The organism is Bdellovibrionota bacterium (assembly GCA_035292885.1).
Taxonomy (GTDB): Bacteria; Bdellovibrionota_G; JALEGL01; order JALEGL01; family DATDPG01; genus DATDPG01.
On record DATDPG010000173.1, the window covers coordinates 26,721 to 36,256 of the forward strand.

Annotated in this window: 14 protein-coding genes; 7 read left to right on the plus strand and 7 right to left on the minus strand. The window is 55.8% G+C overall.

The window, feature by feature from the left end; translation table 11 throughout:
- Position 1 precedes the first annotated feature (1 nt).
- From VI895_12680 to VI895_12690, 3 genes are all read right to left on the minus strand, one after another.
- Entirely contained in the window at positions 2 to 817 is an 816-nt protein-coding gene (locus VI895_12680) for a hypothetical protein (GenBank protein HLG20654.1), read from the minus strand.
- 160 nt (positions 818 to 977) lie between these two features.
- Positions 978 to 1,388 carry an Hsp20/alpha crystallin family protein gene (locus tag VI895_12685; protein ID HLG20655.1) on the minus strand — a complete coding sequence of 137 codons (411 nt, stop codon included), beginning with the start codon at positions 1,386 to 1,388 and terminating at the stop codon, positions 978 to 980.
- A 320-nt stretch (positions 1,389 to 1,708) separates the two neighbouring features.
- The gene (locus tag VI895_12690; GenBank protein ID HLG20656.1) at positions 1,709 to 2,410 is read right to left on the minus strand and encodes a gamma-glutamyl-gamma-aminobutyrate hydrolase family protein; all 702 of its coding nucleotides are present in this window, start codon (positions 2,408 to 2,410) and stop codon (positions 1,709 to 1,711) included.
- Between the two features lie 50 nt (positions 2,411 to 2,460).
- Here VI895_12690 and VI895_12695 point away from each other — a divergent pair, with 50 nt between their 5' ends.
- A complete protein-coding gene (locus VI895_12695) occupies positions 2,461 to 2,865 on the plus strand; it encodes a (deoxy)nucleoside triphosphate pyrophosphohydrolase (GenBank protein ID HLG20657.1) in 405 nt (134 codons plus the stop codon).
- Here VI895_12695 and VI895_12700 read toward each other — a convergent pair.
- Positions 2,860 to 3,213 carry a TIGR02266 family protein gene (locus VI895_12700; GenBank protein ID HLG20658.1) on the minus strand — a complete coding sequence of 118 codons (354 nt, stop codon included), beginning with the start codon at positions 3,211 to 3,213 and terminating at the stop codon, positions 2,860 to 2,862. The two genes, VI895_12695 and VI895_12700, sit on opposite strands and share 6 nt — an antisense overlap.
- 107 nt (positions 3,214 to 3,320) lie before the next feature.
- On the opposite strand from VI895_12700, the gene trxB reads away from it, so the two are divergent.
- The 4 genes from trxB to VI895_12720 are packed head-to-tail and all read left to right on the plus strand — an operon-like array spanning position 3,321 to position 5,784.
- Positions 3,321 to 4,235, plus strand: a complete 915-nt coding sequence (gene trxB / locus VI895_12705) for a thioredoxin-disulfide reductase (protein ID HLG20659.1) — start codon at positions 3,321 to 3,323, stop codon at positions 4,233 to 4,235.
- Positions 4,236 to 4,270: 35 nt separating this feature from the next.
- On the plus strand, positions 4,271 to 4,474 hold the full coding sequence (locus tag VI895_12710) for a rhodanese-like domain-containing protein (protein HLG20660.1): 204 nt from the start codon (positions 4,271 to 4,273) through the stop codon (positions 4,472 to 4,474).
- Positions 4,475 to 4,984 carry a hypothetical protein gene (locus VI895_12715; protein ID HLG20661.1) on the plus strand — a complete coding sequence of 170 codons (510 nt, stop codon included), beginning with the start codon at positions 4,475 to 4,477 and terminating at the stop codon, positions 4,982 to 4,984.
- Positions 4,981 to 5,784 carry a glycerophosphodiester phosphodiesterase family protein gene (locus tag VI895_12720; GenBank protein HLG20662.1) on the plus strand — a complete coding sequence of 268 codons (804 nt, stop codon included), beginning with the start codon at positions 4,981 to 4,983 and terminating at the stop codon, positions 5,782 to 5,784. The genes VI895_12715 and VI895_12720 overlap by 4 nt, the downstream gene beginning before the upstream one ends.
- Positions 5,785 to 5,946: 162 nt before the next feature.
- Here VI895_12720 and VI895_12725 read toward each other — a convergent pair whose 3' ends face one another.
- A complete protein-coding gene (locus VI895_12725) occupies positions 5,947 to 7,245 on the minus strand; it encodes an EAL domain-containing protein (GenBank protein ID HLG20663.1) in 1,299 nt (432 codons plus the stop codon).
- Positions 7,246 to 7,313: 68 nt separating this feature from the next.
- Here VI895_12725 and VI895_12730 point away from each other — a divergent pair, with 68 nt between their 5' ends.
- Positions 7,314 to 7,643, plus strand: coding sequence for a hypothetical protein (locus tag VI895_12730; GenBank protein HLG20664.1), 330 nt, complete (start codon positions 7,314 to 7,316; stop codon positions 7,641 to 7,643).
- On the opposite strand, the gene VI895_12735 is transcribed toward VI895_12730, so the two are convergent.
- A complete protein-coding gene (locus tag VI895_12735) occupies positions 7,612 to 8,334 on the minus strand; it encodes a hypothetical protein (protein HLG20665.1) in 723 nt (240 codons plus the stop codon). The two genes, VI895_12730 and VI895_12735, sit on opposite strands and share 32 nt — an antisense overlap.
- A 233-nt stretch (positions 8,335 to 8,567) precedes the next feature.
- Here VI895_12735 and VI895_12740 point away from each other — a divergent pair, with 233 nt between their 5' ends.
- The gene (locus VI895_12740) at positions 8,568 to 9,047 is read left to right on the plus strand and encodes a hypothetical protein (GenBank protein ID HLG20666.1); all 480 of its coding nucleotides are present in this window, start codon (positions 8,568 to 8,570) and stop codon (positions 9,045 to 9,047) included.
- A gap of 70 nt (positions 9,048 to 9,117) precedes the next feature.
- On the opposite strand, the gene VI895_12745 is transcribed toward VI895_12740, so the two are convergent.
- On the minus strand, positions 9,118 to 9,408 hold the full coding sequence (locus VI895_12745) for a helicase C-terminal domain-containing protein (GenBank protein ID HLG20667.1): 291 nt from the start codon (positions 9,406 to 9,408) through the stop codon (positions 9,118 to 9,120).
- Positions 9,409 to 9,536: the final 128 nt, after the last annotated feature.

Genomic DNA, 9,536 nt, shown 5'->3' on the forward strand with positions numbered 1-9,536 from the left:
TTCAAAACCTTCGCGTGTAATAGACTCCGTCGGGGCGGACGGAAATCGAAGCGGCCTGCGTTTGGCGTTTGTGGACGATGACGGCGTCGATGATCCCCCAGGCGGCGACGCCGATGCCGGCGCCGAGGGAGCTCCAGAACATCGCGCGGTAGACGGCCGCGGTTTCGGGGTCGCCGAACGTTCCTGAACTGTCTTTCTCTTCGTTAAATAGAATGATGCTCGCGATGGATAGGCTGAACGCGGCGATTTCGGTCGACATGAATGCGAGGCCTTTGACTTTTTGTTCATTCGCAAACTGGCCCACGCCGAAAGGGACGTAACGCTTCCACGCGTCATCCGTTTCTGTTGCGGCAGCTTCTTGGACCTGAAGGGATGCGGGCGCGGGCTCTGTCGGCGGTGCAGCGGTTACAGCGGCAGCCGGACCAGCCGGTGGAGCTGTTACCGTAGTCGCTGTGACGGCCGGGGGTTTTCCACCCTTGATGGAGCCGAAGAGATTCGAACACGGTTTCGTTACGGCGATATCGTCGATCGTTTCCGTGGGGGAAAACGTCAGCAACGTCCGAAAATGCTCGGTGGCCTTCGTTTGGTCGCCCAGTTCGCACTGAGAAACTCCAAGGATGCGATGGGCCAGGATGATCTGCTCGACGGTGTCGAGAAGAAGATGATCCAGCAAGGGCTGAGCGACGTTGATCGCCTGCTTGTAGCGGCGCGCCTTGAGGTGATTCATCGCCCGATCGAGCTGTTCCAGGTTTGCGTCCGCGAGAACCGAGCCGCACGCAAAAAGCACTCCCAAGGCCGCAATTCGTGAAAGGCGCATTGGCATCGAAATTCAGAGAAAAGAGTGGAGCCAATATCGGGCGGGTGGAAACAGAAGTAAACATTTTTCTCGGGTCCGAATCGGCCCCACTCCTTGGTTCAAGCAGGAAGGTGTCCCTGGACGCTGCCAGCCCGGACCGAGCCGTAGTCGCCCGCTTTTTCTAGTCCGACGTAACGTCGATCTTTCGCGTCTGCCTTTTCGCTTCCACCGTTTTGGGCAGGCGGATCGTCAGCAACCCCTTCTTGAACGAAGCTTCCACCTTGTCGTCCGCAACGGCGCAGGGGAGCTCAATGATCCGCCCAAACGAGCCAAACGTTCGCTCCACGCGGAAATGGGTTTCCCCTTTTTCCTCCTGCTCCGCTTTCTTTTCCCCGCGAATCGTCAGTTGATTTTCGAACAGGGAAACGTCGATCTCTTTTTCCTCCATCCCCGGTAGTTCCGCGGTCACTTTAACGTCGCTCTCCGACTCGACCACGTCCACGCGTGGGATGTATCCCGAAAGCCGGGTTTCGGTCGTGGCCAGCGGTGTCAGAGCAAACGGCCGGTCAAAGTCTTCCAGAAGCCGCTCCATGTCCAACCACAAAGATCCGAAAGGATCCCAATCATTGCGACGGGTCAATACGTCATTTCGTCGAATTACTAATGAGTTCATAAGTATGTCTACAGATTGCGAGCGGATTTTGAGCCGAGACTAGGAAGACAAGCGGGAAAACCGGAGGCGTATCCGCTGCGATACGTTGAGGCTTTTCCCGCGAAGTCTGACGACGTCGCAGGCCAAAAGACGCCGCAAGATGTGGGTATACTTATGAATTCATTAGTAAGTTCATTTGTCTCCTCCCATGAAAATGTTCTAAGGAGAAGAAAGTCACCGATGCCGGTTTGTCAAGGCCTCTAAGAGCGTCTTTGGCAGGCGCGAATAAATGCCCGAAATAATTTGCGGGATTCGGATCGGTGGGGAATTTCCTCGGGATGCCATTGAATTCCCAAGGCAAATGTACGGTTCGTCGTTTCAATCGCTTCCACGACGTCGTCCGGGGAAAGGGCGACCGTTTTCAACCGGCGCCCCGGCCGGCCGATCGCTTGGTGATGCCGGCTATTCACACGTACTCTTGTTCTCCCGAGGATTTTTCGGAGCCGGGAACCCGCCGCAAGATGAATCCAATGTTCCCCCTTTCGATGTTCCCGTGTCCCCGGTTTTTCGCTCGGTAGGTCCTGAATCAGATTGCCACCAAGGGCCACGTTGAGAGTTTGGCATCCCAAGCAGACACCGAGGAACGGTTTTCGGTTCCGGACGAATGCCCGGGTTATCGCAAGCTCGAAGCGCGTTCGTTCATCCGGGGAGAGATCGAGTTTAACCTTCGGCATTCTTGCGCGAAAGAACTTCGGATGGATGTCCCCGCCCCCCGTGAGCATAAGTCCATCGAGTAACGTGAGATAATTTGAAATATGCCGCCGGTTCGGCGTGAGGACGATGCAATCGCCTCCCGCGGCTTCCACGGCTCGCACGTAGCTTCGATACGTCCCGATCAACTCCCGGTGGGTTTTGGTTCGAATCATGTGGGGCGAAATTCCGATGAGCGGCCTGCGCGGCATATCGAGGGTAATTGTAACTTCATTCCAGCTGACATAGAAGGTGAAGCTTGATGACCCGAAGCCAACGAGTGCGTGTCGTGGCGGCCTTGATCGAGCGCGAGGGAGAAATCCTCATCGCCCAACGACCCTTCCAAGGCGTCTTCCCCGGCAAATGGGAATTTCCCGGGGGCAAAGTCCGTCCGGATGAAAGGGACGAAGCGGCGCTCGCTCGCGAGTTGGAGGAGGAACTAAACGTGCGGCCGAGAATCGGCGCCCGCGTGGCCGAAATCGACCACGATTATTCCCATCTCTCGGTCAAAATTCTTTTCTATCGCTGCTTTCTAGATGGGCGCGAGTTATTGCATCCGCGCGAGCATGCGGAGTTGCGGTGGGTCAGGCCTTCCGAATTGACGTCGTTCGACTTTTTGGAAGCGGACCTCGACCTGGTGGAACAGTTGAAGGACGGCAAACTATAAACTTCGAGTCTCGTGTTCCACGAATTTGGCGATACGTTCTCGATCCGTTTCTTCGATTCCGGTGAATTTGATTCCCATGCCGCTCGAGTTCGGTTCATTTTGCCCCGTCTGCCGGTAGGTCCAGACCACCTGCCCATCGGCTTCAATCGGCGCCCCGTCTCCGGGCAATCGGAAGCGCATCTTCACCGCCGTACCTATCGGATGCAATTGCTTCGTCCGGACGAACGCGCCCCCGATCGACACGTTTTCCAGTTTGGTTAGGTAGTACTTCCCGTACGTCGAAAGATCGATGTCCAGCTCGACTTTTGCGCGCGGCCCGGCTTGCCGTTTATCGAGGTTTTTCGGCATATTTCTACGATATCACGATCTAAATCGCCGACAAACAGGGCGTGTTATCCGCCCGGGGCGGAAGATCTTGTCGGCTACGGCCCGGCTGAGTAGAGTGCCCCTGCCATATGGAGAATGTCATCATTATAGGGTCCGGTCCCGCAGGGTTGACGGCCGCCATCTATGCGTCACGCGCCCTGCTCAAACCGCTGATGTTCGAGGGTTACCAGGCCGGTGGGCAGTTGATGATTACCACCGATGTGGAGAACTATCCCGGCTTTCCCGAAGCGGTGATGGGCCCGGAGCTGATGAAGCTTTTTCGAAGACAAGCGGAACGGTTCGGGACGCGAATTGAAACCAAGGATGTCACACGCGTTGAATTCAAGCGGCGGCCGTTTGTTGTGGAAGTGGGTGACGAGAAATACGAGACCAAAGCCGTCATCATCGCGACCGGAGCCACGGCAAAGTTGATCGGCTTGGAATCCGAGCGGCGCCTCATGGGACACGGGGTGTCCGCGTGCGCAACGTGCGACGGCGCCTTCTTCCGAAATCAAAAAGTTCTGGTCGTCGGGGGAGGGGACACGGCGATGGAGGAAGCCCAGTTCCTGACGCGATTTGCGTCGAAGGTGACCGTCGTGCATCGGCGGAACCAGCTGCGAGCGTCAAAAATCATGCAGGAAAAAGCGATGAAGAACCCGAAAATCGATTTTGTCTGGGATTCCGTCATCGAGGAAATTCTAGGCGGCAACGAAGTCCGGGGGGCCCGTCTCAAGAGCGTCAAGACCGGCCAGACGTTCGAAGTGGAATGCCAGGGCGTATTCGTGGCCATCGGCCACCAGCCGAACACGAAACTCTTCGAAGGACAGGTCAAAATGAACGACGTCGGCTACATCGTCCCGCACGATGGGACCAAAACCAGTGTCGAAGGCGTGTTTGCCAGCGGCGATGTGCAGGATCCTACGTACCGGCAGGCGGTGACGGCGGCCGGCACCGGCTGCATGGCCGCCATCGATTGCGAACGCTACTTGGAGCACCACGGTTAACGCGTCGGCCGGAATTTCCATCGGAGGCAAAAACCATGAAAGAGATCACAGCGACGGAACTGAAACAGCGTTTGGATAAAGGAGAACCGCTTGTGCTTCTCGACGTGCGGGAACAGAACGAATACGACCACTGCCGAATTCCGGGCGCGAAGCTGATCCCGTTGCGCCAAATCCCCGGCCGGACCGGCGGAATCGACGCCTGGTCGGCCGACGTCGACCCGGCAATACCGCGGTATTAAATGCCCTATGCGCTGTTGAGTTTTCTCTGGACCTCGTTAGTCGGTGTTTTCCTGCTGGTCGGCTCGGGCCTTCGCCTGTGGCAGACGGCCAACCCGCTTCAGACGCATGTCATCTTTGCTTTGAGCGCCGTGACGTTGGCGCTCTTCGCCCACACGATGACGATGTTTTATTTCATCGGCACCGGGAAAAAAATCAAGGACTTCATGGCCGAATGGGAACCGGAGATTCGGGACGAGTTCCGCCGCAGAACGATTGAAACCAAACGAAAACTCTTTCCCTGGATGCTTCTTTCCTCCGGGGCGTTGATGGCTGCGTTCATTTTAGGCGGAGCCGCCGACGCCCGCGTCGTGCAGAAGACCATTCACGTGGCCAGCGCTTATTTCGCGCTGATCGCCCATGTGCACGGCGTCGGCCTCGAAACGATTCATATCTTCCGAAATATTTCGCTGATTCACGAGATCAACGATCTGGCCCGGCGCCGCCACATCTCGGCTGCGGCCTCTTCATGAGCTCTGAATCGAGTCACCGGTTTCAACCGAAGCCGCATCGGCCTTTATCAAACGGTGTCTGGGCGATCGGACATCGCGGTTTCCCGACAGCGGCCCCGGAGAATACGCTGGCGTCCTTCCGCCGTGCCATCGATGCCGGAGCGGACATGATCGAGTTCGACGTTGCGTTAAGCAAAGACGGCTGCCCCGTCGTGATTCACGATCCGACGGTTCGCAGAACGACGAACGGCCATGGCTCGGTGAAACGGCTGACGCTGGAAGACCTCCGAAAACTGGATGCCGGCAGCTGGTTTTCGCGGGAGTTTGCCGGTGAGAAAGTGCCTACGCTCGAAGAGGTCATGGACCTTGCGGCGGAGAGGGTCTGTCTCAACATCGAAATCAAGAAAGAAGCGGTTTCCCGGACCGGTACGGACGGCATCGAGGCGAAAATCGTTTCTCTGCTGCGCCAAAGGGGCCTCGTCGAACACACGGTGATCTCGTCGTTTTCTCCCAAGGCCGTTCGGCGGGTGAAGGCGCTCGATCCAACTCAATCCGCGGCGCTGCTTTTGGGGCGTGCCCCGGTTCGAGTCCCTCTGAAACAAGTCCATGCCGTGGACGCCGACGCCGTACATCTTTCGTACCGCCGGCTCAAGAAGAAATGGATCGAACAGCTTGTGCAAGCCGGAATACCTGTTCGTGCATACACCGTGAACGAAGTCTCCGACATGCGCCGTATGATCGAATGGGGCGTAGACGGCCTCTTCACCGACCGCATCGATCGTCTCCGGGCCGTGATCGACGAATTGGAACCGGTCTCATAAATAGCTTCTGCTCCGCCCGGCTGCAAAGGCTGCCAGCTGCGTTCTCGGGGCCAAACGCCCTCAACGTACTGCAGAGAGTACGCTTCCGGGCATTTGGCCCCTGCGGCCTTGCTGACAGCCTTTTCGCTCGGGCTCGCGACGAACCCATTTATGAGGCCGGTTCTAAGCCTTCGGTAGGTTTTTCAGATTCAGTTCCGGGAAAGGCGGTCCCGGTTTCGCGAAGAAATATCCCTGGGCGTAATCGATCTCGAATTCCCGGAGGACGTCAAAATCCTCCGCGGTTTCTACGCCCTCGGCGACCGTGTCCGCGTCGATCGATTTGGCCAGGGCGTGCAGCGCTTTGAGCATCGCTTTTTTCCCCTGGTTTTCATGGACGCCGCGAACGATGGAAGCGTCGATTTTCACGTATCTCGGCTTGATTTCCATGATCGCTTCCAGGCTGGAATAGCCGGCGCCGACATCGTCGATCGCAATCGTGATCCCGGCTTCGGTGTAATAACTGATCGCCTGTTTGAAATGCGAGTACTGCTCGATCGCATTTCGCTCCGTGATTTCGAACACGATATCTTCAATCGGCATTTCGTTGGCTTCGAGAAATTTGAGAAAGGAACTCATTTCAAAATCGGGGTCGTAGATCAGGTTGGGCAGCGTATTGACGAAAAGCTTGCGGCCCCTCGGCTTTCCTTTCGCGTTGATGATCGCGCGTTTTCGGCAGAGGCGATCCAGTTCGAAGACGAGGCCGGTCTCCTCCGCCAGCGTGAACAGTATGATGGGCGCCTCGATCTCCGAGTTGCGGGGACCCCGGCTGAGCGCTTCGTAGCCCATGATTGACATGTCCTTGAGGCGGACGATCGGCTGGTAGAGTGTATAAATCTTTTCTTCAAGGACGATTTTCTGGAGCCGGCCGCGATTCTTGAGCTCCAGCTGCGACATATGCAGCTTGGCGATCTCCCGTGCTTCGTCGATCAGGTTGTAAATCGTCCGCCGGGAACGGATCATCGGATTGTGGACGACGAACGAATAACCGACGTTGATTTTCGGAAGGCCCTTCAGATAGTTGTAAAGCTCAAAAAAGAGCGTCGAGTGGAGATAGTTTTGGACCCGCTCGCAAACCATCTCGACATCGTCCTTGGAGAGGACATGTCCGGTCTGCTCCTTCCGCGTCTCCGACAAGAAGATGATGTAGGAATACCCCTGCACCTCAGTGACGGTGACCAGATCCTTGTTTCGAATCGTGACCCCTCGCATCGCCATGAGAACCGTGGCGATTTTCTGCATGATCTGTTCGAAGAGCTTGCTTCCGAATTTTTCCTCGATCTTGCCCAAGCGCCGGCCGTCCACGTAAAGCAGTCCCAGGGCGTTGTCTTTCTGAAGGAGCGTCTCCAGCTCGGTCAAGAGCACCAGGTAGCTCGGCAAGCCGCGAAACTCGTCGAACAGTCGTTCCTTAAATGACTTGGTCACAGGTCCCCTAGAAGTGTTTAGAATCGTAGGGAAATCCATGTTAGATGTCGACTTTTTAAAGGGTTTAAATGTCCGAAGAAGACAAAATCGTCTGTTCCAAGTGTGAAAAGATCATTCGCTACGAACGACCGCTCTTTTGTCCGTATTGCGGTGCAAAGCTCGAACCGGTCGAGGACCTGCTCAATTCGGACGACCGGAGGGAAGTGTATCGATGGTCTCACGCAGCGCCGCTTCTCATGAATCTATTCTTCGGATGGTTGTTACTTCTTCTGCCCGCCAGCTGGATCTGGGGAAAAGCGGGGATTTTCTGGCTCTCAATCCTGTTCACGGGGATCCTTATCGTCGCATTCGTGGGATTTCTGGTGTTCAGCGGAATGGGCGCAAAGAAGCGGTCTTGAAAGGGTCGGGAGCGGACCGGAGAAGATTCGACCGGAAGAGTCCGGCGAAGACATCGAAAGCAATGTCGCGTGAGGTGTCCCAACGATCACGGAACGCCCCCTTCTCTCGTAAACGATCAAACGAGACCGGTACGGAATTCACCGATTCCTCCGCGTTGTTGTCGAAGACGGTAAACTGAATTCCATATCTGAGAGTGTCGTGTTTACCATTGCAAAGTTCCCGCAGTGCTTCATCCACTTGCCGCCTCTGATCATCCGTCATCCGACCGGGGTATACGGCCCGATCCTTTTGTCGAAAGAATCGATAGACGACCCCATCCACGATAGTTGAAAAGTCATAGAGATTCTCAGCGTACGCCTGACCTGTGGCGATGGGAACCGATCGAAAGAATATGCCCAAGTCCTTTGTGTTGTATTCCAAAATACCCGGCGTAGATCCAATAAGGTCTGTGGACCGCTTTACATCGGAATGAAAGCAGATCGCCGTGGGATAGGTTCTCAGTTGATACCCCTCCGTGTCAGCGTTCGGGCCGGCAATCATTTTGGCGGTCAGCCGAAGTTTATCGTTCTTAAATAACTGCATCATTGTCTGCAGCGTGAGGTTCGGCCGAGACGTGCCCGACCGTGTCTTGGCAAACGAGATACCCATCGTCGTCGCGATGAGGATTAAAAGTAAAAGAAACTTCTTCATTCGAGTCTCCGACGGTCTAAGAGCAAATCCAGGGCCAGAATGCAAGCAATGATTTCAATAGCTTGTATGGCATGTTCGCGGGGCATTAGAGGGTGCATGAGGTAAGCGTGGGACACGAAGCAAGGGCATGTGTAAGAACGACTGACGAATATTTCGTTGCAACCGCCCCGCGTCGCCAATTCATCGCCGTTATCTTGGGAATTGTCCTCGACCTGCGATAGGATCTCCGCCCGATGAGTACCCTTGAGCCGGCATGGCGGCGATGCGCTTCGTGCAAGAAACGGATTGGCTTCGACCAGCGCTACTGGGCATGCAGCGTATCGACTTGCAATCGATCCCGCACCGGCGTTGTTTTCTGCAGTGTAACGTGCTGGGATCAGCATGTGCCGATTCTCCGGCATCGAGACGCGTATGCGGAAGAGGCACGATCACCGACGAAGAAAGAATGGGAGAATATGTTGAACGAACAAAAAACGACCGATGAAACCACCGACGGCGAGACAAGCGTGGAATCAGGAACCCCACAACAGGAGCAGGAAGTTCTCGTCGTCGCGTCCAAAGTGAAGGCGTACATTCGCCGGCAAGCGGACATGAACACTTCCGCGGATGTCATGAAATCGCTTTCCGGAAAGATCCGAAAGCTTTGCGACGATGCGATAGGCCGCGCGAAAGAATCCGGCCGAAAAACGGTCCTCGACCGGGACATTTTGTAGTCTTGTACGCGATCTCGCTGCCTCTGGTTCCGAGAGGCCAATGGTTTAATGAAAGCACCCTGCTCGGGATTTATTGGGGCGGGGGCTGAAGGTACCCGAGCGATTCGCCGGAACGTGAAGAATCTTCGAGACGACGATGGAATTCGACGACGGAAGGGTCGACGCGGATCGACGATTCATCCCAACCGGTAAGTGTCAGGCCGTCTCCGCTTCGTAGCCGGCTTAACGCCACATAAGCCTGGCCCGGCTCCCAAAGGCGGCGGAGATCGCAGACCATGCTGTCGAGTGTCGCTCCCTGGGCTTTGTGAATCGTCGTAGCGTAAGCCAGTGTGAGAGGAAAGTTAGTGGCACTCTTGTCCAAAACAGCTTGAAGATTTTTGAATCGGAAGGCCGATAAAACCTCGCGCCGGCGAAGAAACTCATTGCATACACCAACTCCTCGTCGCCGTTGCGTCCTTCTTTTCGTCTGGAGAATTTCTTAAGATCTCA

Coding starts and splice junctions, on each gene's coding strand:
- VI895_12680 (HLG20654.1), bottom strand. CDS start 817: ATGCGCCTTTCACGAATTGCGGCCTTGGGAGTGCTTTTTGCGTGCGGC.
- VI895_12685 (HLG20655.1), bottom strand. CDS start 1,388: ATGGAGCGGCTTCTGGAAGACTTTGACCGGCCGTTTGCTCTGACACCG.
- VI895_12690 (HLG20656.1), bottom strand. CDS start 2,410: ATGCCGCGCAGGCCGCTCATCGGAATTTCGCCCCACATGATTCGAACC.
- VI895_12695 (HLG20657.1), top strand. CDS start 2,461: ATGACCCGAAGCCAACGAGTGCGTGTCGTGGCGGCCTTGATCGAGCGC.
- VI895_12700 (HLG20658.1), bottom strand. CDS start 3,213: ATGCCGAAAAACCTCGATAAACGGCAAGCCGGGCCGCGCGCAAAAGTC.
- trxB (HLG20659.1), top strand. CDS start 3,321: ATGGAGAATGTCATCATTATAGGGTCCGGTCCCGCAGGGTTGACGGCC.
- VI895_12710 (HLG20660.1), top strand. CDS start 4,271: ATGAAAGAGATCACAGCGACGGAACTGAAACAGCGTTTGGATAAAGGA.
- VI895_12715 (HLG20661.1), top strand. CDS start 4,475: ATGCCCTATGCGCTGTTGAGTTTTCTCTGGACCTCGTTAGTCGGTGTT.
- VI895_12720 (HLG20662.1), top strand. CDS start 4,981: ATGAGCTCTGAATCGAGTCACCGGTTTCAACCGAAGCCGCATCGGCCT.
- VI895_12730 (HLG20664.1), top strand. CDS start 7,314: ATGTCCGAAGAAGACAAAATCGTCTGTTCCAAGTGTGAAAAGATCATT.
- VI895_12735 (HLG20665.1), bottom strand. CDS start 8,334: ATGAAGAAGTTTCTTTTACTTTTAATCCTCATCGCGACGACGATGGGT.
- VI895_12740 (HLG20666.1), top strand. CDS start 8,568: ATGAGTACCCTTGAGCCGGCATGGCGGCGATGCGCTTCGTGCAAGAAA.